The sequence below is a fragment of the Nonomuraea sp. NPDC050643 genome (assembly GCF_040654715.1).
Classification (GTDB): Bacteria; Actinomycetota; Actinomycetes; order Streptosporangiales; family Streptosporangiaceae; genus Nonomuraea.
This window is the reverse complement of the sequence record NZ_JBFAIM010000034.1, coordinates 15,452-36,397: the sequence shown is the minus strand read 5'-3', so window position 1 is coordinate 36,397 and position 20,946 is coordinate 15,452. Positions and strand designations below refer to the sequence as shown.

Here is a 20,946-nt window from a genome sequence, read left to right as displayed (position 1 = left end):
GGAGAGAAGGGGACGTGATGCGACGCTCGGCGCAGGTGGTCATCTCGGCCACGGTGTTCGTGGACCTGCTCGGCTTCACCCTGATCCTGCCCGCGCTGCCGTTCTACGCCACCGAACTGGGGGCCACGGGGCTGTGGTTCGGGGCGCTGATGAGCGCGTACTCGGTGGCGCAGCTCGTCGCCGCCCCGGTGCTGGGCCGGCTGTCCGACCGCTACGGGCGGCGGCCCCTGGTGCTGCTGGCCCTGGCGGGGTCGGCGCTGTCCATGGCCTTCACCGGGTCCTCCTCGTCGCTGACCGCCTTGCTGGCCGGCCGGGTGCTGGCGGGGGCGTTCGGCGGGAGCATCTCGGTGGCGCAGGCGTACCTGGCCGACGCGGAGCCCGCCGAGCGGCGTACCGGGGCGATGGCGCGGATGGGGGCCGCGATCGGGATGGCGTTCGTGATCGGGCCGGCGCTCGGCGGGGTGCTGGCGCCCTTGGGGTTCGGCGCGTGCGCGTACGCGGCGGCGGCCCTGGCGGCCGCGAACCTGGCCGCCGCCTTCGCCTGGCTGCCCGAGCCGTCCCGCCACCGGGCGTCGGGCCGGCGGCCGGGGCCCGGCGCGGACAAGCCCGGACGCGCGCCCGTCACGCTGCTGGCCGCGACCACCTTTCTCGGGATGGCGGCGTTCGTCGGCATGGAGACCACGCTGGCCTTCCTCACCCGCGACCGCTACGGCTGGGACGCCACCGCGATCGGGCTGGCCCTGGCGGCGGCCGGGCTGGCGATGGCCGCCGTCCAGGCCGGGCTGGTGGCGCGGCTGGCCCGCCGCTGGGGGGACGCGCGCGTGGCGGCGGCCGGCGCGGTGACGATGGCCGGCTGCATGGCGGCGGTCCCGATGTCGGCGACCTGGTGGCAGTGCCTGGCCGCCGTATGTCTGCTGGCGGCCGGGCACGGCCTGCTCACCCCGACCGTGGCCGGCCTGCTGGCCGCCGCGGGCCCGCCCGAGCGCCGTGGGGCGCGCCTGGGGAGCGGGCAGTCGGCGGGGGCCGCGGCGCGGATCGCCGGCCCGGCCGCCGCTGGGCTACTGTTCGACGTCGGGACGGCGTTACCGTACCTGGCCGGGGCGGCTTCGGCGGCGCTGGCAGCCGTGGCCGTGCTGGCCGTGCCCGCGCCGAAGCCGGAGCAGGAGCCGGAGCCGGCGGGACGTGAGGAGGGGGCGTGAACAGCCTCGGCGAGCTGGAACGCTCGATCATGGAGGTGCTGTGGAGCACCGAGGCCTGGCTGACCGTGCGCGAGGTGGTCAACCGGCTCAGCGACCGCAACAACGCCTACACCACCGTCATGACGGTGATGAACCGGCTCGTCCGCAAGGACCTCATCCGCCGCGAACGCGATGACGACGGCCGTACCTGGCGCTACCGGCCCGCGGCGGGGCGGGAGGCGTACGTCGCCGAGCTGATGCTCTCGGCGCTGAGCGAGACCGGCGACCGGCTCGCGGCCCTCGGGCACTTCGCCCGCTCCGTCAGCGTGGAAGAAGCCGAAGCCCTGCGCGAGGCGCTGCCACCCGGTCGGGAGCCATCGTGACCTATGCCGTCCACCACGTCCTCACGCTCCTGGCGGCGCTGACGGCCATGATCGCCATGCCGCACTCGCGGCTGGCCTGGCGGGCGCCGCGCACCTCGCTGCTGATCTGGCAGGCGATCGGCCTGACCCTGGTCCTGTCCGTGGCCGGCACCGCGTTCGCGATCGGCCTGGCCCCCTACCGGCTCGGCGTCGTCCCCGCCCTCGTCGGCCTCGAACGCGACCTGGCCCGCGGCGAGCTCCCGGCCGGGATCACCCCGTTCCATCTCCTGCTCACCGCCTGTGGCCTGGCCGCGACCGCCTGGATCGCGGTCGCCCTCGCCCGCAGCGCCCGGGCCGTGGCCGTCCTGCGGCGCCGGCAGCGCCTGCTGCTCAGCCTGATCGCCCGTCCGCATCCCGATCTGCGGGAGGCGCTGGTGGTGGAGCATCCGGCGGTGGCCGCGTACTGCGTTCCGGGGCGCCGGGCCGCGATCGTGATCAGCACCGGCAGCCTGCGCCTCCTCACCGGCCAGGAGCTGCGCGCCGTGCTGGCCCACGAGCGCGCGCACGCCCGCGAGCGCCACCACCTGGTCATCCTCCCGTTCGCCGCCCTGCACCGCGCCCTCCCCGCCAGCCGCTCCGTCAGGGCGATGCTGGAGGCGGTCGCGCTGCTGGTCGAGATGCGTGCCGACGACCGCGCCGCCCGCGAGTGCGACCGCGACACCCTGGCCACGGCCTTGCACCGCTTCCGGACGTGCGACCGCCTCGCCGCCCCGCCCGGCACCCTCGGCGGGGCCGGTCACGACCTCGACGCCCGCATCACCCGCCTGACCGCTCCGCCTCGCCCCTCGCGAGCGGCGCGCACCCTGCTCCTGCTGATCGCCCTGACCGTGGTCAGCACGCCGCTCAGCCTGTTCCTGCTCCCGTCGTGACCACCGGCCCGCCCGTCCCCCGGGCCTGCCACCGCTGGTAGGGAGATGCTTCCGGTGCCCCGGGCGTGGGCTCGTCTCAGTTGCGCAGCAGGAGCAGCGGCACCGGGTGGCCGGGTTCGGCGCCGTGCGGGACCGCGGCCAGGGCGTCCCCGAGGGCCGCGCCGTTGAGGAAGGCCGGACGGTCGCCGCCGAGGGCGCGTACGCCGGCGTCGTCCCAGACGACCGGGACCAGGCGGGTACGGCCGGCGGCCACCGGGACCGGCGTGGTCAGCGGAGCCCGCGGCAGGCGGCCGAGGGCGTGGCCGGACAGCCCGGCGAGGAGCGGGCCGAGCAGCGTGTGCGCGGCGGCCAGCGCGGCGAACGGGTTGCCGGGAAGGCCGATGACGTAAGGTCCGCCGCGCGGCCGGGCGAGGAGCTGCGGGTGGCCCGGCCGGCACGCGACCGCGTCGACGATCCAGCGGGCGTCGCGGTCGGCGAGCAGGCGGCGCAGCCCGTCGGTGACGCCGACCGAGGTCGATCCGGTGACCACGATGACGTCGGCGCCGGCGGCCTCCTCCAGCGCGCCGCTCAGCGCGGTGTCGGGCCGGTCGGGGACGTGGACGAGGCCGTCGAGACGTCCGCCGAGATCCGCGACCAGCGACGGCAGCAGCGGGCCCAGGGCATCGCGGACCCGGCCTGAGTCGGGCCGTCCGCGATGGACCAGCTCGTCCCCGGTCACGATCGCGCGCACGACCGGCATGCGGCGCACCAGCAGCTCGTCATATCCGCAGGAGGCGGCCAGGCCGAGCAGCGCCGGGCCCACCCGGGTGCCCGCGGGGGCCAGGCTCGCACCGGCGGGCGCGTCCTCTCCCGCGTACCGGATGTGCTTTCCGCTCGGCAGCTCGGGACCGGTCACGTCGCCGTCGCCGCAAGCGGCCGACTCGATCGGCAGCACCGCCCGCGTCCCGGGAGGAACCACGGCGCCGGTCGAGATCTCCACGGCGCGACCGTCCTCCAGCCGCCCACCCGTCCATGGCCGTCCGGGCCGGACGCTGCCGGCGATCGTCCACGGACCGGGACCCGCCACGGCGAACCCGTCCATCGCGGACGTGTCGAAGGCCGGCAGCGGCGTCGCCGCGAGGAGATCCGCGGCCAGCACCAGGCCCGCGGCCTGGCCGAGCGCCACGCGCACGGGTGGCGTCGGCTCGGCCGCCGCGTGCGCGTACTCCCTCGCCGTCGCCCAGGCGACGTCACGGCGTGTCTCCCGATCGGCTGTCATGACCATGCGTCACGGTCCCATCCACAGATTTCGATCTCGGGTCGCCAGGATCACATCTCGCACCCATGACAGTGAGCAGGACGACGTGGTGAGGATAACGTGGTCACGCCACGTCCGTGGTGGGCCGACACGACCGTTCCGCACCATAGAACCTATATATCCTACAGGTATAGTAGGTTTATGGCTTCACCTGCGGTCACCATCGTCGGCGGCGGCGCGAGCGGCGCGCTCACCGCGATCCACCTGCTGCGGCTCGCCCGTGCCTCCGGTACGACGGTGGCCGTCACGCTGCTCGACCAGGGCGGCCGGCACGCGCTCGGCCAGGCGTACGCCACCACCGACCCGCACCACCTGCTCAACACCAGGGCGGACCGGATGAGCGCCCTCGACGACGATCCGGAGCACCTGCTGACCTGGGCGCGCGCCGAGGGCATGCCCGTGGACGAGGCCGGCTACCTGCCGCGGGCCGTCTACGGCCGCTACCTGCGCGACGTGCTGGCCGCCGCCGAGAATCCGCCCTTCCGCCCGCTCCACCGCGTCACCGCCGCGGCCGTCACCCTGGAAGGCGAGCACACCGTTCGCCTGGCCGACGGCCACCGCATCGAGTCCGACGCGGTCGTGCTCGCCCTCGGCAACCGCAGCCCCGCCCCCGTGCCGGGTGTGGCCGCGCACCCGCGCCACGTCGCCGACCCGTGGGCGGGCGGCGCACTGTCCCAGATCGACGACGGCGCCCCCGTGCTGGTGCTCGGCACCGGGCTGACCATGGTGGACGTGGCCCTCACCGTGACGCGGGCGCATCCGGGCACGGTGGTGTACGCGCTGTCGAGGCACGCCCTGCTCCCCCGCCCGCACCTGCCGCGCCCGGCCACGCCCGTCCCCGTGGCCCTGCCGGGCGGGCCGTTGCGGGTCGCCGACCTGCTGGCCGCCACGCGTCGCGCCGTACGGGAGAACGGCGGCGACTGGCACGGCGTCATGGAGGGGCTGCGCCCGCACGCGCAGACGCTGTGGCGGCGGCTCGGCCCGGACGAGCGGCGGCTGTTCCTGCGGCGGGTGGCGCGCTACTGGGAGATCCACCGGCATCGCATCCCGCCCGCCTCCGTGGCGGCCATCGCCGGCCTGCGGGCCTCCGGCCGGCTACGGCTGCTGCGCGGCAGCCTGATCGGGGCCACGCCCACCGCCGAGGGCCTGTCCGTCCGCGCCGAGCTCGACGGCGTCGCGACCGACCTCCACGTCGGCTGGCTCGTCAACGCCACCGGCCCCGGCGCCGACATCACCTCCGACCCCTTCCTCGCGGGTCTCGTCGCGGCCGGGACCGCACGGCCCGACCCGCTGCGGCTCGGCCTCGACACCGGCCCCGACGGCGCGGTGCTGGACGCGGCCGGACGACCGAGCGAGCGCCTCTTCGCCGTCGGCCCGCTGCTGCGGGGCACCCTGTACGAGACGACGGCCGTGCCCGAGATCCGCGCCCAGGCGGCGGCCCTCGCCCCGCGCCTGGTGGAGGCGGCCGCCTCCGTCGCCACCCGGGTGGCCTGACCGCCACCCGCATTCGGGGGGCGACCGCCGCGGCCCGCTTTCGATCAAGGATGCCCGGTCACGCGGAGGCGGCGACTCCCCGGGGAATTCCCCGAAGCCGTCCCGACGCCCGTCCGCTGACGATGGACCGGTTGAAGGAAGCGGATATGGCCGCCCCGAGGCGGGCACTCCCGCGACCGACTCGAGATCGGGAGAATCATCATGAGCGACACCACCCAGGTTCTGCCCACGACCCGGGCCATCGACGTGGACTCGCAGGAGTTCTCGGCCTGGGCCGGCCGGGTCGGCCCGCCGGGCGACGCCGCCGGCCAGGCGGCCGTGGCCGGCATGCAACTCACCGTCCTGCACGCCTACCGCAACAACCGTCCCCAGGACTGGAACACCTGCGGGCAGGCCGCCATCGCGACCGTCCTCGACTTCCACGGACGTGACCCGTTCGGGCTGCCCCGTCCGCGGTTGGGCGTCGACGGCAAGCAGCACTGGGACGACGGCGAGATCATCGACGCGCTCCAGAACGCGGGCTACCGTCCCGACGTGGTCTTCGGGCTCGGCTCCACGGGTGGCCTGATCCGCGACGCCCTGCTCGCCAACGGCCTGTCGGCGGGGGTCGGCTGGTCGGGTGCGTTCAGCGGCGGCTGGCAGGACCAGTGGCGGACGCTGCAGGCCTACGTGGCGCTCGGCCGGCCGGTGCCGGTCTGCGTCGACCTGGGCGTGTTCGGCGGCTCCTACTTCACGGCCCACTGGGCCGTCGCCTACCGGATCGAGAACGACACGGTCCACCTCGCCAACTGCCCCTGGGCGCCGCAGGTGCCCGTGGCCCGTTTCCTGCAAGCGTGGCACTGCTGGTTCCTGCCCATCGGGTTCAACCACTGCGGCGTCTACGCCCAGCCCTAGACCGGCGCGAAGGAACGACGACCCGCCAGACGCCCGCCCGGCGGGTCGTCCCCGCGCGGCGGCGGGGATCAGCCGTCGGCCAGCTCGGGGTGGCGGTGCGCGAGCTCCGTACGGGTCCGGACGCCGAGCTTGCGATAGACGCTGCCGAGGTGGAACTCCACCGTCTTGGCGCTGAGGAACAACTGGGTCGCGGCCTCCCTGTTCGTGGCGCCGCGGACGACCGCCCGGGCGACCTGGTGCTCCTGCGGGGTGAGCTCGTGCAGCACCGAGACCGCCGCCCGGTCACGGACCGACTCCCCTGTGGCCGTGATCTCCCTGCGGGCACGGTCGGCCCACGGCTGGGCGTCGAGCCGCTGGAAGATCTCCAGCGCGGCTCGCAGCCGCTGCCTGGCCTGGATGCGCCGGCGCGCCCGCCGCAGCCGTTCGCCGTACGCGAGCAGGGTGCGGGCCAGCTCGAACGGGCACATCGCCCGCTTGTGCAGGTCGAGTGCCGTCTCGAAGTGTTCGAAGGCGTCGTGCTCGGAGTCGAGCCCGCGCAGGCGGCTGGCGACGGCGGCCCGCAGGGGGAACTGCACCTCCGCCGCCATGTCCTCGACCAGGACCGCCATCCGCCGGGTCAGGCCCCGGCCGCTCCGGATCCGGGCCTCCAGGAAGTACGGATGGCTCTCCACCAGGGCCTCCTGGTCGCTCACGGGCGTGCGCCTGGCCCCGTCGAGCAGATGGCCGATGGCCTCCTCGTAGCGGCCCAGGCCCAGCTCCAGCAGGGCCAGCGCCTCGGCGGCGTCGCGCGGATAGTCCTTGGTCCCCTCGCACAGGTCGATCGCGCGGGCGGCCTGCGTCCGGCAGGACTCGGCGTTCCCGCGGACGGCCTCGACGAAGGCTAGCGCGCTGCGGGCCAGGTACTGCCAGAGCTCGTCCCCGGTCAGCACGGCCAGGTCCACGGCCTCGGTGGCGGCGGCGTGACCGGCCGAGATGCGGCCGGTCTGCGTCTCGGCCATCGAGGCGACATAGAGCGCGAACGGCAGCAGGCCCAGCGCTCCGGCCGCGCGCAGCCCGGTGAGCACGGGCGTCACGGTCTCCAGCGCCGCGGCCGGCTCCTCCACCCAGTTCAGGGCGCCCGCGGAGAGGATGACGTACTCCACCGCGGGCCTCGACTCCTCGGGCAGCGTGGCGATCTCCACGCACTGCCGGATGAGCCGGGCGCCCGCCACGTAGTCGCCCAGGTGCAGCAGGGTGATCCCGCGGACGAGCATGGTGACCAGCGCGACCTTCCCCACCGGCTCGGGCGCGAGCGTCGCCGCCTCGGCCGCCGTCGCCAGGGCGTGCTCCGGCTCCCCCGACAGCAGCGCCGCCATCGCCGCGTCCGTCAGGAGTTCGGCCCGGGTGACGGCGTCGAGGTGCGGATTGCGTTCGGCGGTCTCTTGCAGGATCTGCCGGGCGAGCCTGGGGTGGCCGGTGAACGTCTCGACCCTGCTGCGGCCCGCCGCCAGCGCCACACGCAGGCGTTCGTCGTCGGCGGCCAGGTTGTCGGCCGCCACGAGCAGTTCGCGGGCCCGCGAGCTCTGCCCGGCCATGTGCGCGTCCGAGGCGGCGGCGTAGAGGCGGTGTGCGCGGGTCGTGTCGGTCGTGCTCAGGGCGGCGGCCCGTTCCAGCGCGGTGGCGGCGGCGGTGTACCCGCTGCGGCTCCTGGCCGTGGCGGCCATCTGCTCGAGTGCGGCGGCGACCTTCTCGTCGGTGCCGAGCGTGGCCTCCGCCAGGTGCCAGGCCCGCTCGTCGGCCTGGCTCGGCTCGGTGAGCACGGCGGCGAGCACGCGGTGCACGCTCCTGCGCCGCGAGGGCGGCACGGCCGCCACCGCGGCCGCGGCCACCAGGGGGTGCGCGAGCTGGAAACCCGAGTCGGCCAGTACGGCGAAGCCGGCGACCTCGATCTCCTCGAAGGCCGGCTCGGGCACCTGGAGGATCTCCGCCGCCTCCAGCACCTCGGCCAGCCCTCCGGACGGGCTGATCGCCAGCAGGAACAGCGCGGTGAGCGCCGGGTCCGACAGCTCCGCCACGCGCCGGGCGAACAGCACGCTCGCCGTGCTCTCGGCCGCGCAGCTCTCCGGGAGCGGCCGGCGGCCGGCGAGCTGCGCGGCCGACAGCTTCTCCACGATCTCGCGCAGCGCCATCGGATTGCCCAGCGTGCTCCTGGTCAGCTCCTTGACCACCGGGCGCGCCGGATGCACGCCGCTCTCCTTCGCGATCAGCTCGGCCACGGACTCCTCGTCCAGCCCCATGACGGTCAGCGACGGCAGGTCTCCCCACGGACCACGGTCGGGCTGGCCCGCGCGGGTGGCGACGAGGATGACGATGCCCTCCGCGACCAGCCGGCGGGCCGTGAAGGCGAACGCCTCGACGGAAGGGCCGTCGAGCACGTGCGCGTCGTCGAGGGTGAGCAGCAGCGGAGTGTCCTCGGCGAGCTGCGCCAGCAGGCCGAGGGTGGCGGCGTAGACGGCGAAGCGGTCGGTCGGATCGGGTGGCCCGAGCGCCACCGCGCCACGCAGCGCCCTGGCCTGTACGCCGGGCAACGTCGCCAGCAGGTTCTGGGCAGGGGTCACCACCTGCGCGAGCCCCGCGAAGGCGAGCCGGAGTTCCGGCTCGGAGCCGCGCACCATGGCCGTCCGCAGGCCGCCCGCCGTGTTCCGTGCGTATTCGAGCAGCGAAGTCTTGCCGATCCCCGCCTCGCCCCTGAGCACGAGTACGGAACTGCGCCGCTGCCTTGCCCCTCGCAGCAGTGCGTCGATCGTGCCGGTCTCCGCGCTCCGTCCCCAGAGCATGCCTGCACGGTAAGCCGCGCGGCGGAGGACACGCAGCCAATTTATCTCCCGCATCTCTCCCAAACGCGGATATAGGACTCGGCGGAATAGTAGAGTTCGTCGACCACGGCGGCCGGCACGCCGACGTTCCGCAGGTCGTGCAGGAAGTCCGGCAGCAGGCCGTAGTGGGCCATGCCGTCCATGTTGAGGTCGAAATCCCGGCGCCCGGCCGTGGCCCGGGACAGCAGCCCGGCGCTGTCGTAGAGGCCGGACCCGAGCGGGCCGAGACGTTTGAGCAACCACGGCGGAAGGGCCGGGCCCGGGCTGCTCCGCGCGCGCGGGAGACGTTCCCGAGCGCCAGATGGCGATGGCCTCCCACGCCAGCCGTTCCAGCGCGGTGAACGGCGCGCCCGGCCCATCGTCGGCGAACCGGTGGGCCCGGTAGTCGGCCGGGGCGGTGGTGTACGCGACGCCGTCCCGCTGCGCGAACACCTGGTCCCTGCGTGACGGCCGGCCGGTGGCCCGGCGTACCCGCTGGTCGAGCTCGTCGGCCAGGGCGGCCGAGCCCGAGGGGCCGAACCGGGGCCGGGGAGCCGGCCGAAGCCGTTGATGTCGGTGCCGAGACCGTAGCCCGTCCCGCCCATCAGCTCGCTGAGACGGATCAGTGCCCGGCCCGTGCTCTTGGCCGAGCCGGCGGCGTCGTCCGGCACCGCGGCGGCACCGCCGGGGAGGTCGCGCTGGAAGGCGAACAGGCTGACCATGCCGCCCAGCCGCCGGATGCGTTCGAGCTGCTGGGGCGACTTGTCGGCCTCGCCGGCCAGCTCCCGGCCGTTGGCCGTGCCGTACAGCTCGGGGCTCTCCATCGGGGTCCGGGACTCGCCGCGGCGGGCGGCCGCCCACCCGTGCCGCAGCTCGCGCAGGCTGGTGTGTCCCGCGACCACGGGGTAGTCGTGCCGCTCGCAGATCGTCAGGACGGCGTCGAAGGTCTTCTCCCCCGCGTGGTCCGCGTCGATGACCACGCCCCGGGAGATCAGCTCCTTGACGAGGATCGCGCCGTACTCGGTCAGGCCCCGCGCGTTGATGTGCCCTCCCGGCGTGCCGGCCCAGTTCACCGGGTGCGGCGGGCCACCGCGGCGCAGCAGTCCCGGCAGGCCGTGGTAGGCCAGCCGTTCGGCGACGGGGCCGCCGTCGAAGCGGTCGTGGTCGAGGCGGTAGGCGACGCCGAGCTCGGGGGCGCGGACTCGACCGCGAAACTGCGGCCGGACGCGAGGTGGTTGGAGGCGTCGTAGGTGCGCACGAACATGGCGCTGCCACCGGCCCAGCCGTTCGGGCCGTGGGTGATGAACATGTGGCGTATGCCCTTGGCGTACAGGTCGGCGACGAGCCTGGCGATCAGCGTGGCCGGCGGCACACCCGCCTTCTCCGCGGCGAGGCGCAGCTCCTCCTCGGTGTGCCAGCCGCCGGGGGCGTCCACTTCCAGGCCGGGGACGAGCGCGAGGTGGCCGACGGCGACGATCTCCCTGGCCTCGCCCGGCGTCTGCGCGATGTCGATCCAGTCCACCGCGTCGGCGAGGGCGCGCATGCGGCGAGCTGACGTCCGATGACGGAGGTGTCGTCGCCGGGCTGCCGCCGGCCGAACAGCGCGCTCCAGCGCCTGGCGACCAGCTCGTTGTTGTTGACCAGGCACACGGCCAGCCGCAGGCCGCCGTCCAGCGCCCTTCTGATCGCGGCCAGGGACGCCTGCTGGTGGGCCAGGGTCGTGTGCCGGGGCCAGCCGTCGAACTCCGGATGGCCGCCCACCCTGTGCCGCCAGCCCTCCAGGGTGGGCATCAGGCCGGCCGGCCCGTGCCCGGCCGTGCAGTGCGGGAGGGGCCCAGGGGGTCGCCGAAGACGCCGTACCCGCCGAATCCCTCGTGGGCGGCGAAGTGCACGTGGGTGTCGGCGAGGCCGAAGAGCCTGACGTCGCTGGTCGACATGACGCCTTCTCTCTGTGGGGGGTGCTCTCATCGTGCACGGCCGGCCCCCGGCCCGCTTCAGGGAATTCCCCGGGAGATCCGCACGGCGGGCAACCTGGGGACATCCCCGAAGCGGACGCCTTCGTCCTGATCGACGCCGTGCGCGTGGCGGTGGACGGCAGCGGCGGCGAGGACGAACCGGTCGTCACGGCCGACGTGAGCTCCTGACCAGGTCAGGTCCACCAGCCTCCGACGGCCTCGACGCCCTCGCTCTCGAGGGCCTTGTGCCAGGCCGGGTCGCGCAGGAGCCGCGTCTCCCAGGTGCGGACGACGCCGTCCGGGCCCGTGACCGCGTCCTCGCGGGACGGGTGCAGGAACAGCTCGCTCGTGCCCTCGGGGAGGGCGGCGAGCCGGCGGAGGTAGTCGTCCCGCAGGTGCTCGTAGGCGCCGAGGTCGTGCGCCGTGCGCCGGTTGGTCGCGATCGTCTGCGGGATGGACACGCCGAGCGCGTCGGCGAGGGCGACGGCGCGCTCGTGCGCGGCCGCGAGCGGCGGCGGGAGCGGCCCGCCGAAGTACGGGGCCGGGTCACGGGGCAGCCGGAAGGCCAGGCCGTGGCGCGCGCACCATTCGAGCGCCTCGGCGAGCCACGATCTGCCGTGCAGGCCGTAGAGGGTGCCGGCGTGGGAGTCGGCCGCCTCGGGCCCGAGGCCCCGCTCGCGCATCCAGCGGAGCTGGGCGTCCGCCTCCCGGATGACGTCCTGGGCCTCGCCGCGGGCTCCGAGGGCCCTCGGGTCGTCGCTGAGCGTTCCGTCCGGATCGGCCAGGCTCGCCGCGCCGTCGAGGGGCCGCCAGCGCGGGACCCCGCGCTCGCTCGTGAGCGTCACGTGCAGCCGCGGCAGCACGCCGAGCTCCGCGACCTGGCTCGCAGCCTGCTCCGCGACCGGCGAGAGGCAGATGAGCGTCGTCGCGGTGACATGTCCCTCGGCGAGCAGGGCGACGATGACCTCCGTCGACCCGGGTTCCCGGCCGAGGTCGTCGGCCGTGATCACGACGCGGCGGCTCATCGAGGCCGCTCCACGGCGGGCTCGTCCGCCGGCCCGGGGGGCGGCGGCTCGACCGGCTCGGCCGCCTCGGGCGGCGTCTCGATCGGGACCGAGATGAGCCGCGCCGCGACCGCGCCGATCGCCGTCAGCACGAACGGGTACGCGCACAGGTACACCCGGAACGCCAGCCCGGGGTCGGCGCCGGGGTCGTCGCCCGAGTTGTAGCCGAAGAAGACGCCCAGCGAGGTGAGCGCGAGCCCGGTCACGATCCCGTTGAGCCGGCCGAAGAAGCCGAACGCGGACAGGAAGAGCCCTTCGCGGTGCTCCCCGTTGCGTGCCGCGTCGGCGTCCAGCACCCGCGCCACGATGAGGTCGTTCGTCGCGAGCATCCCCGACCACCCGGCCCCGACGAGCACGCCCGCGGCGATCGCGGTGACGAGGTCGGTGGCGAGGAACAGGCCGGCGAAGCTGATCGCGAGGATCGCGAACGCCAGCCGCCAGGTCCACAGGGCGCCGCGCCGGGCGACGACGCGCGTCCACACCACGAGGCCGCCCGCCGAGACGAGGATGACGATGCCCTGGAGGTAGAGCGCGTTCCCGACCGGGAGCCCGAGCGAGTAGCGGACGTAGAGCTGGATGCCCGACAGGACGAGCGCCATGGCGATCCCGTAGCAGGCGCCGGTGAGCCCGACCGTCCAGAACATCGGGTTGCGCACGATCGACCACACGCTCGGCAGCAGCAGCGGCCGCTCGCGCGTGGAGTAGCGGGGACGCTCGCGCGCGCCGAGCGCCATGAACACGATCACGACGAGCGCGATCGCGCCGTAGATGATCGCCGTGATCTGGAAACCCTGGGTGGAGTCCTCGGTGCCGAACACCTGCGTCGTGAGCAGCGGGGTGACCGCGAGCGAGATCACCAGCGCCACGAGCTGGAAGCCCTGGCGCAGGCCGTTGGCCACGGCGCGGTCGCGCTCTCGCGGGTAGAGCTCGGGGAGCAGCGCGCCGTAGTTGGCGTTGAGCATCGAGTCGAAAGCTTCGCACAGGATCGCGAACACCGCGAACCAGAGCACGAGGCCCATGCCCCGCAGAGAGGCCGGCGCGGAGAAGAAGGCGATCATGCAGGCCGCGAGCATCGGCGCGCCGACGAGCAGCCACGGCCGGCGCCGGCCGAACCGGGTCCTGGTGCGGTCGGAGAGGTGGCCGAGCACCGGGTTGTCGATCGCGTCGATGATCGCGTAGATCACCATGACCACGCCGTAGGCGCGAACGTCGAGTCCGAGGATGTCGACGTAGAACAGGATCATCGATCCCTTGATCATGTTGATCGGGATGGAGGTGCCGAACATCCCGATGGCGTAGCGCCACGCGGGAGTCCGCCCCGGGTCGGCGGCCGTACCGGGCTGGGACACGCGATCACCCTCCTTGCCGATGCCGTCCCTGCGCGGCGTTACCTTCGCACTCCAAGGCGAACGGCGGGTGAAGCGGGGGCGCGCCGGGCGGGTGCTTCATTGTGCCGCCGGTCGTTCCGCCGCGTCACCCTCCCGTCCGGTCTCACGCCCTGTGCGCCCGGCCGAGCAGCGGCTCGACGGCCTCCCACGCGGGAGGCACCGGCCACCCGGCCGGGTCCGCGATCGGGGCCGCGGTGGGGTCCACAGGCGGGCCCGCAGTCGGGGCCGCAGTCGGGGCCGCAGTGGGGGCCGCGGTCGGGGCCGCAGTCGGGGCCGCGGCCTCCAGGCCGATGACCGCGCAGGCCAGCAGGTGCTCGCCGGGCGGCAGGTCGCCCTTCAGCGTCGGGATCGTGGTACGCGGGGCCAGCACGTTGGTACCGGGCAGGGCCACGACGAGGGCTCCCTCCCGCCGCCCGGACAGGTCCTCGATCGTGCACAGGCCGTTCGGCGAGTCGAGCCTGGCCCGCCCCGGCCCGGTGTCGACGCGGGTGGGCGGCCGGTCCCGGTCGACCGCGAAGGCGCCCTCGGCCGTGGTCAGCGCCCGGCCGGTGCTGATCCGGTGCACCCGGACGTGCCACGGGGGCAGCGCCACCAGCCAGGTCTCGATCTCCACGTCGTCCCAGGGCGTCCAGCGCGCGTACAGGACGCCGTCGCCGGAGGCCGAGGTGTCGTGCGGCAGCTCGCACGGCCGCCAGTGCAGGCCGTCCTCGCTCAGCGCCAGCGTGCTGTCGAAGGCGCCCTGTTCGAGGCCCAGCGTCCCGGCGGGCACGCTGAAGCCGAAGCGCGTGGAGTAGGCGAACTTGGCGTACTTGGCCGCGCCGTGCCGCGCCCACTGGTTGCGCTGTCCCGCGCTGAGCAGCACCACGTGCCGCCCCTCCTCGCAGCGCAGCAGCGCCACGCCCGCCTCCGGCTGGGTGCTGACCTCGGGCAGCGGGGGCGCCTCGGCCTCCTTGGCGGCCCAGAACGGGTGCTCCGCGGGCAGGGCGAGCGGCAGGAACGCCTTCATGGCCCAGTACGGTGAGCCGGGCGCGTTGTACTGCTCGGCCATGTGCGGCTGGGGGTAGCCGTAGCCGATGGTGAGCAGCCCGGCGGTGTCGCGGATCGGCCGGCGGTCCCACCAGCGCAGGTTCCGCAGCAGATGGCCCTTGGTGACCTCCCAGGGCAGCGCCTCGACCCCGGCGAAGGCCAGCGCCCCCCAGAACGCCGACTGCGCGAAGCGGTAGGTCAGGCTTCTGCCGAACGGGACGGCGACCCCTTCGCTGGTGAACCAGTGCTGGAAGTCGTGGGCGAACATGGCGGCCCGCTCGCGGAAGCGCCCGGCCCTGGGCTGGTCGGCCCCGAGCGCCGCGTAGATGAGGCCGTAGTAGTGCATGGCGAACGGGATGTAGTAGTCGCGCTGCCACGTGGGCCCGTCGGAGTACCACCCGCGCCCGAGGTCGAACGCCTCCAGCCGGTCGAGCCTGGCCACGTTCGCGTCGTGGTCGTGGGAGACGCCGACGCGGTCGAGCCCCAGCCCCACCATGACCGGGAAGAACAGCCAGTTGTTGTTGTTCGGCTCCACGGTGACCGCGTGCCGCAGCCAGGCGGCCACCGTGTCGCGCTCCCGGCCGGTCAGCGGGTCCCACATCTGGTCGGGGGCCAGGGCGAGCGCCAGGCCGATGGCGGCGGTCTCGACCAGCCGCTGGTTCCGGTCGAAGGCCGCGCCCCAGTAGTCGGGGTGCCCGGGGTCGGTCCCGGCGGCGAGCCCGGCGCGCCAGAGCTCCCAGTGGTCGAACGTCCCGCCGCCGGCCGCCAGCGGCGCCAGCCCCCACAGCGGGCGCGCGTACGCCTCCAGTTCGGCGGCGGCCTGGTCGTAGTGCGCCGTGTCGAAGCCCAGCCGCAGCCGCCCCCCGCCCGGGCTGAACCGGGAGGTCAGTGGCGCGACCAGGTCGCGTACCCGTCGTCCCAGGTCTTCTCGATCGTCGCCGCCCGGCCGTCCTGTGTGGTCGTCGATGTTCACGGGCCCTCTCTCGTTCGTCGGGGAAGCGCTTTCCAGAAAGTCGGAGGTCGTCGCCGCCGAGATGCGGCCGTACGATCACCCGGTCGCGGGCGGTGCGGTGCTGTCGCGGACGTGCAGCTCCATCGACAGGTACGTCGGCTCCGCGCTGTGCCCCTCGGTCATGAGGGTCTCCAGCATCTCGGTCGCCAGCCTGCCGAGCCGCCCCCGGGGCACCGAGACCGTGGTCAGGCTCGTGTGCGCCACGTGATCCAGCGCGATGTCGTCGAACCCGACGACCGACAGCTCCTCGGGCACCTTCACCCCGAGCTCGCGCAGCCGGGTCACCGCCCCCAGGGCGACCAGGTCGTTGTACGTGGTGAGCGCGGTCGCGCCGGTGCCGGTCACCTCGGCGGCGGCGTCGTATCCGCTGCGGCTGGTGGACCCGCACGGCAGGATCGTGACGGCGATGCCGAACGCCCTGGCCGCCTCCAGAGCCCTGATCCGCTCGGAGTTGGCCCACGACACCTCGGGCCCGCTCAGGTAGGCGACCCGGCGATGGCCGAGCTGCGCCAGGTGGCCGCAGATCAGCATCATGCCCCCGAAGAAGTCGGCGGAGACGGCGGGCGCGGCGATGCCGGAGACGATCCGGTCGAGCAGGACGAGCGGGTGATCGCGGGCGGTGAGGAGGGCCAGCTCCGAGCGCTCCATGCGGGAGGAGCAGAGCAGCACCCCGTCACAACTGCGCATCAGGTCCTCGACCAGGTCGTGTTCGATCGACGGGTCGTCGTTGGACTCCATGACCATCACACGGCGCCCGTGGGAGCGGGCGACGGCCGAGACGGCCTTGAGCACGTCGGGGAAGTAGGGGTTGGCCAGGTTGGGGACCAGCACGCCGATGGTGCCCCACTCCCCGCGGGCGAGCCCCTGCGCCGCGGCGTTGGGCCGGTAGCCCAGTTGCCTGACCGCGTCGTGGACGCGCGCCGCCAGCGCGGGATCGACCTTGGCCGTGCCGTTGAGCACGCGGGAGACCGTCGAGGCCGACACTCCCGCCGCCGCTCCGACGTCGCTGATCGTGACCCGGGCCGGGCGTCCCTGCCGCAGATTACGCACCCGCTCCTCCTCCCCCGCGTGGAGCGCCCGTCAGCCGATCAGCCGGCGCAGATGGCCGAGATCTCTTCGCACCGCCGCCACCGGGTCGGCCGCCGGGTAGTGGACGTGCAGGGACAGCGGGCCGGTGTAGCCGCGGGCGCGCAATCCGGGGAGGATCTCCGGCCAGGGGACCACTCCCCCGTCCGCGAACGGCCCCCACTCGCACACCCAGCCGTCGGCGGTGGATCGCCAGACGGCGTTCTTCACTCCCATGCAGGCCATCCGATCGCCGAGCAGGTCGGCGTTGAGCGCCCATGCCTCGCTGCCCTCCTTGGCCTGGTTGCCGGGGTCGGCGTAGAAACGCACGTCGTCCAGGTCTCCGGCGAGAGCGAGGGCGAGTGAGGCGGATGGATGGATCGTACCGTGATGCAGTTGGAGCGCTAGCCGGACGCCGTGTCGGGCGGCCAGCCGGGTCAGGCGGGCCAGCGCGGCCCGGCACTCCTCCACCTGGCGGCGGTACCCGACGGCGGGATCGTAGCGGTAGAAGCCCACCCGCATGAGGGGGGCGCCGGCCTCGGCGCAGGCCGCGACGATCCGTTCGGCGTCCGGGCCGGTGTCGAGCAGGTCGGTGGTGACGACGTCGAGGGTGAGCCCGCGGCGCTGGAGCTCCGCGGCGACGAGGGCGATGTCGCCGGGGTCGCCGGGGCCGACCGTCTGCCCCTCGCGCACCAGGAGGTCCGCCCCGTCGGCGCCCACCGAGGCCACCGCCTCGGCCAGCCGGGCGGCGTCGATGGGACCGAAGGGCTTGGTGAAGGCGAGCAGGCGCACACACACTCCTAGGTTTCAGAAAGCGCTTGTCGAAGTCGACCCAAAGCGCCGGCCACCGCAGCCCTCCAAGGTCTTCCCAACAGGCAAAGCTCCAGTTCAACCAGCATCGACTGCCCGTAAGGGGCACCGGCGGGCCGGTCCTCACTACTCAGCATGAATCTGAAAGCGCTTTCTCACAAGCCTTGAATCGGACTATGAGCCGGGTTACTCTCGACCCACTCTCGGGCAAGCGCTTACCAACCACCCGAGCACCCTCCGCCCCTTCGGGAGGACCCCCCAATGAATCCTCATCGGCGTAACACCCCCGCCATGATCATCACCGTCCTGGCGGCACTGCTCATGGCGGCGTGCGGCACATCGAGCGACGGCGGGAGCGGCAGCAGCGGCTCTCAGACCACGCTGCAGATCTGGGACTTCTCCGCCGAACAGGTGAAGTTCCACAAGGACATCGCCGCGCAGTTCACCAAGGAACATCCCACCATCAAGATCGAGTGGCGTTCGATCACCCAGGCCGACTACATGAAGACCCTGCCCCTGGCCTTCCAGAGCAACCAGGCGCCGGACATGTTCTACTGGAACGCGACCGGGCTGTCCCAGTTGCTGGACCAGAAGTGGATCCGCCCGCTCAGCCCGGACGGCACCGTCCCCGCCGACTTCACCAAGCGCTGGCCGGACGGGTCCTTCCTGGAGGGCATCAACATGAAGGACGGGAAGACCTACGGTTTCCCGTTCTCGGAGAACCTGTACTGGGGCTCCGGCTACATGTTCCTCAACAAGCAGGTCTTCCAGCAGGCCGGGCTGGACGTCAACAGCCCGCCCAGGACCTGGACCGACCTCAGGAACGCCTGCGCGCAGATCAAGGCCAAGACCAAGGCCGAGTGCATCGCCGCCCCCACCAAGGGCGTGGACATGCAGCGGATCTGGTTCGGGCTGGTCAGCAGCGTCTCGACGGACGAGTTCTTCGACTACAAGACCGGCAAATTCGACCTGACCGAGCCCGGGCAGGTCAAGACCTTCGGCTTCATCCAGGAGCTGAACAAGGCCGGCTACCTGGCGCCGGGCACCAACGACAAGAACTTCTCCCGCCAGCAGTTCGCCGCGAACCAGGCCGGCATCTTCTTCGACGGCACCTGGATGCCGAGCGTGTGGGCCAGCCAGGGCTTCAGCAGCGACAAGTACGTGGTGGCGCCCCGCGTCAACCCGGACGAGGGCCAGACCGGCGCGGCCGGCCGCGGGTACGACGACAACAAGTACTGGGTCGGCTCGCAGACCAAGAACCCCGACGCCGCCTGGACGTTCATCCAGTGGATGACCGACCCTGACGGCTACTTCGTCCAGCAGTACTACAAGAACGCCTTCGGCACGCTGTCCTACGTCGACAACCAGAAGATGGTCAGCGACCCGGCGCTCAAGCAGATCATGAAGATCGGCGGCCAGCCTGGCTACCGGGTCCAGCTTCCCGTGCCGCTGCTCAAGTGCCCCGACATCGCCAAGTCCAAGGCGTACGTCAACGCCATGGCGCGCAACCCGGAAGGCGAGTGGGAGGCGATGAGCGAGGCGCTGGTCAGCGGCCGGCCACTGGCGTCCACGGGCGCCGCCATCGTCGAACAGCGGCAGGCCGCCCTGGAAGAAGAGCTCAAGAAGGAGGCGGCCGCCGGACTGAAGGTGTCGATGGACTGCTACACCTTCCCCGACTGGGAGTACACCAAGGACTACACCTCGGACATGTACGACAACTGACCGGACGTGAGGACCTCCATGACAACCACCGGCACCATCCCCGCCCCCGGCGGGGAGAAGGTGACGGACAGGACCCGGTCAGCGGCCGCGCGTGCGCCCGAACGCGCCGATCACTCCCGCGAGCGCGTCCGCGGCCTCGACAGGATCTGGCTGATCGTCTTCCTGGCCCCGTTCCTCCTGCTCTATCTCGGTTTCACCCTCTGGCCGCTGGCCGCGACGATCTACTATTCCTTCTTCGACTGGTCCAGCCTCGGCCCGATCGAGGACTTCGTCGGGGCGGGCAACTACGGCACGATCCTGGCCGACCCGCTGTTCTGGGTGTCGGTGGTCAACACGCTGATCTTCGCCCTGCTGACGACCATCATCAAGCTCCCGATCTCGCTGGTGGCGGCGATCGTGCTCACCCGCAAGTGGCTGCGCGGCAAGCGGTTCTTCCGGACCATGTTCTTCGCGCCGCTGATCATCCCCGTCGCCATGGCGGGCCTGGTCTTCACCTACCTGCTCAACCCGTCCAACGGCGCGCTGAACGCGATCCTGCGTGACCTCGGCCTGGTCGACCAGGGGTTCGACGTGTTCGCCAACCGGTGGAGCGCGCTGCTCGTGCTCGTGCTCGTCTCCATCTGGCAGATCTTCGGCCAGTACATGATCTATTGGATCGCGGCGCTGCAGAACGTGCCGGAGGAGGTCTACGAGGCGGCCGCCATCGACGGCGCGGGCGAGTGGAAGAAGCTCACCCGCATCACGCTGCCGATGATCAGGCCGGTCGCCGTGATCATCACCCTGCTCGGCCTCGTGAACGCCATGCACGTCTTCGGCCTGGTCGTCACGCTCACCGCGGGCGGGCCCGGCACCAGCACGTACATGATGTCCTACTACATCTACCAGAACGCCTTCGGCTCGGTGCCGTTCGCCTACGGCTACGCCTCGGCCGCCGCGCTGCTGTTCTCCGTCATCGCCTTCGTGCTGGTCTCCGCCCAGGGCGTCGCGGTGCGCCGGGCGCAGCGGCTCAGGAAGGAGTACGGGGTCTGATGGCGACGATCACCCAGCGCCCCCGGCGCAGCCACTCCGTGCGGGCCAACCTCATCGCCGTGCCGATCCTCCTGGTCATCGGGCTCGTGTGGGTCTATCCGTTCCTGTGGACGATCTCGGCCGCGTTCAAGACCCAGGGCGGGATGTTCACCAGCGGCGCGAGCCTCATGCCCGACCAGCTCGACTTCGACAACTTCACCCGGGCGTGGGTCAACGCCGGCTTCTCCGGCTACTTCTTCAACACCGTGCTCTACTCGGCCGCCTCGACCCTCATCGAGCTGGTCAAGGCGGCCCTGTGCGGCTATGTGCTGGCCCGGTACGAGTTCCCCGGCCGCACCCTGCTCTACCGGATGATCGTGGGGACGCTGTTCATCCCGGTCGCCTCGATCATCGTCCCGCAGTTCGTGCTGATCGAGCAGCTCGGCCTGCTGAACACGCGGGCCGGGGTCATCCTGGCGATGTCCGGCGGCGCGGGCGCGCTCTACGTCCTGCTGTTCGTCGGGTTCTTCTCCAGCGTCCCGGCCGACCTGTTCGAGGCGGCCAAGCTCGACGGGGCCGGCTTCCTCAAGACCTTCCGCCTCATCCTGCCCCTGGCCAAACCGGTCATCGCGGTGGTGGTCATCTTCCAGTTCATCAGTAGCTGGAACGAGTTCAACATCCCGCTGGTGTTCACGCTCGGCCAGCCCGACCTGCAGAACCTCGCCGTCGGCATGCTGTCCTTCCAGGGCGAGCACGCCACCGACTGGACCGGATTCGCCGCCGGCATGACGATCTCGTTCCTGCCGATGCTGATGATCTTCCTGTTCTTCCAGAACTACTTCACGCGCGGCCTGGCCGGCGCCACGAAGGGGTGACGTACCGCTTGAAGATCACCGTGATCACACCGG

The 20,946-nt window shown here is 72.9% G+C and carries 17 protein-coding genes and 2 pseudogenes; 9 read left to right on the top strand and 10 right to left on the bottom strand.

What is annotated here, in order from left to right:
- Positions 1 to 17: 17 nt before the first annotated feature.
- The 3 genes from AB0I15_RS36535 to AB0I15_RS36525 are packed head-to-tail and all read left to right on the top strand — an operon-like array spanning position 18 to position 2,469.
- The gene (locus AB0I15_RS36535; protein WP_358105958.1) at positions 18 to 1,199 is read left to right on the top strand and encodes an MFS transporter; all 1,182 of its coding nucleotides are present in this window, start codon (positions 18 to 20) and stop codon (positions 1,197 to 1,199) included.
- Entirely contained in the window at positions 1,196 to 1,561 is a 366-nt protein-coding gene (locus tag AB0I15_RS36530) for a BlaI/MecI/CopY family transcriptional regulator (RefSeq protein WP_358105955.1), read from the top strand. The genes AB0I15_RS36535 and AB0I15_RS36530 overlap by 4 nt, the downstream gene beginning before the upstream one ends.
- On the top strand, positions 1,558 to 2,469 hold the full coding sequence (locus tag AB0I15_RS36525) for a M56 family metallopeptidase (RefSeq protein ID WP_358105952.1): 912 nt from the start codon (positions 1,558 to 1,560) through the stop codon (positions 2,467 to 2,469). The genes AB0I15_RS36530 and AB0I15_RS36525 overlap by 4 nt, the downstream gene beginning before the upstream one ends.
- Positions 2,470 to 2,545: 76 nt before the next feature.
- Here the strand turns inward: AB0I15_RS36525 and AB0I15_RS36520 are convergent, their stop codons facing one another.
- Entirely contained in the window at positions 2,546 to 3,727 is a 1,182-nt protein-coding gene (locus AB0I15_RS36520) for a molybdopterin-binding protein (RefSeq protein ID WP_358105949.1), read from the bottom strand.
- Positions 3,728 to 3,907: 180 nt separating this feature from the next.
- On the opposite strand from AB0I15_RS36520, the gene AB0I15_RS36515 reads away from it, so the two are divergent.
- Complete coding sequence (locus AB0I15_RS36515; RefSeq protein WP_358105946.1) at positions 3,908 to 5,260, top strand: FAD/NAD(P)-binding protein; 1,353 nt, start codon at positions 3,908 to 3,910, stop codon at positions 5,258 to 5,260.
- Positions 5,261 to 5,461: 201 nt separating this feature from the next.
- Positions 5,462 to 6,154 carry a hypothetical protein gene (locus tag AB0I15_RS36510; protein ID WP_358105943.1) on the top strand — a complete coding sequence of 231 codons (693 nt, stop codon included), beginning with the start codon at positions 5,462 to 5,464 and terminating at the stop codon, positions 6,152 to 6,154.
- A gap of 68 nt (positions 6,155 to 6,222) precedes the next feature.
- Here AB0I15_RS36510 and AB0I15_RS36505 read toward each other — a convergent pair whose 3' ends face one another.
- From AB0I15_RS36505 to AB0I15_RS36480, 6 genes are all read right to left on the bottom strand, one after another.
- Positions 6,223 to 8,970 (bottom strand): LuxR C-terminal-related transcriptional regulator, encoded by a 2,748-nt coding sequence (locus AB0I15_RS36505; RefSeq protein WP_358105940.1) that lies wholly within the window; start codon positions 8,968 to 8,970, stop codon positions 6,223 to 6,225.
- A 41-nt stretch (positions 8,971 to 9,011) separates the two neighbouring features.
- Entirely contained in the window at positions 9,012 to 10,061 is a 1,050-nt protein-coding gene (locus tag AB0I15_RS36500; protein WP_358105937.1) for a membrane dipeptidase, read from the bottom strand.
- Positions 10,058 to 10,531, bottom strand: a complete 474-nt coding sequence (locus AB0I15_RS36495; RefSeq protein ID WP_358105934.1) for a hypothetical protein — start codon at positions 10,529 to 10,531, stop codon at positions 10,058 to 10,060. Before AB0I15_RS36495 ends, AB0I15_RS36500 begins: the two co-directional genes overlap by 4 nt.
- Positions 10,532 to 10,778: 247 nt before the next feature.
- The gene (locus AB0I15_RS36490; RefSeq protein ID WP_358105931.1) at positions 10,779 to 10,925 is read right to left on the bottom strand and encodes a hypothetical protein; all 147 of its coding nucleotides are present in this window, start codon (positions 10,923 to 10,925) and stop codon (positions 10,779 to 10,781) included.
- A gap of 212 nt (positions 10,926 to 11,137) precedes the next feature.
- The gene (locus AB0I15_RS36485; RefSeq protein WP_358105928.1) at positions 11,138 to 11,968 is read right to left on the bottom strand and encodes a ChbG/HpnK family deacetylase; all 831 of its coding nucleotides are present in this window, start codon (positions 11,966 to 11,968) and stop codon (positions 11,138 to 11,140) included.
- Positions 11,965 to 13,356, bottom strand: coding sequence for an MFS transporter (locus AB0I15_RS36480; RefSeq protein WP_358105926.1), 1,392 nt, complete (start codon positions 13,354 to 13,356; stop codon positions 11,965 to 11,967). The genes AB0I15_RS36485 and AB0I15_RS36480 overlap by 4 nt, the downstream gene beginning before the upstream one ends.
- A gap of 101 nt (positions 13,357 to 13,457) precedes the next feature.
- Between AB0I15_RS36480 and AB0I15_RS36475 the strand changes: the two are divergent.
- Positions 13,458 to 13,625, top strand: a pseudogene (locus AB0I15_RS36475) (hypothetical protein); the annotation flags it as partial.
- A 56-nt stretch (positions 13,626 to 13,681) separates the two neighbouring features.
- Here AB0I15_RS36475 and AB0I15_RS36470 read toward each other — a convergent pair.
- The 3 genes and pseudogenes from AB0I15_RS36470 to AB0I15_RS36460 all read right to left on the bottom strand — a co-directional run.
- Positions 13,682 to 15,394: pseudogene (locus AB0I15_RS36470) on the bottom strand (DUF2264 domain-containing protein); the annotation flags it as partial.
- Positions 15,395 to 15,469: 75 nt separating this feature from the next.
- Positions 15,470 to 16,483 (bottom strand): LacI family DNA-binding transcriptional regulator, encoded by a 1,014-nt coding sequence (locus tag AB0I15_RS36465; RefSeq protein WP_358105924.1) that lies wholly within the window; start codon positions 16,481 to 16,483, stop codon positions 15,470 to 15,472.
- 30 nt (positions 16,484 to 16,513) lie between these two features.
- Entirely contained in the window at positions 16,514 to 17,290 is a 777-nt protein-coding gene (locus tag AB0I15_RS36460) for a sugar phosphate isomerase/epimerase (protein ID WP_358105922.1), read from the bottom strand.
- Positions 17,291 to 17,599: 309 nt separating this feature from the next.
- On the opposite strand from AB0I15_RS36460, the gene AB0I15_RS36455 reads away from it, so the two are divergent.
- Genes AB0I15_RS36455 through AB0I15_RS36445 form a run of 3 tightly spaced genes read left to right on the top strand, consistent with a single transcriptional unit; the run spans position 17,600 to position 20,913 of the window.
- Entirely contained in the window at positions 17,600 to 19,030 is a 1,431-nt protein-coding gene (locus tag AB0I15_RS36455) for an extracellular solute-binding protein (protein ID WP_358105919.1), read from the top strand.
- 18 nt (positions 19,031 to 19,048) lie between these two features.
- Complete coding sequence (locus AB0I15_RS36450) at positions 19,049 to 20,059, top strand: sugar ABC transporter permease (protein WP_358105916.1); 1,011 nt, start codon at positions 19,049 to 19,051, stop codon at positions 20,057 to 20,059.
- On the top strand, positions 20,059 to 20,913 hold the full coding sequence (locus AB0I15_RS36445) for a carbohydrate ABC transporter permease (RefSeq protein ID WP_358105913.1): 855 nt from the start codon (positions 20,059 to 20,061) through the stop codon (positions 20,911 to 20,913). The genes AB0I15_RS36450 and AB0I15_RS36445 overlap by 1 nt, the downstream gene beginning before the upstream one ends.
- Positions 20,914 to 20,946: the final 33 nt, after the last annotated feature.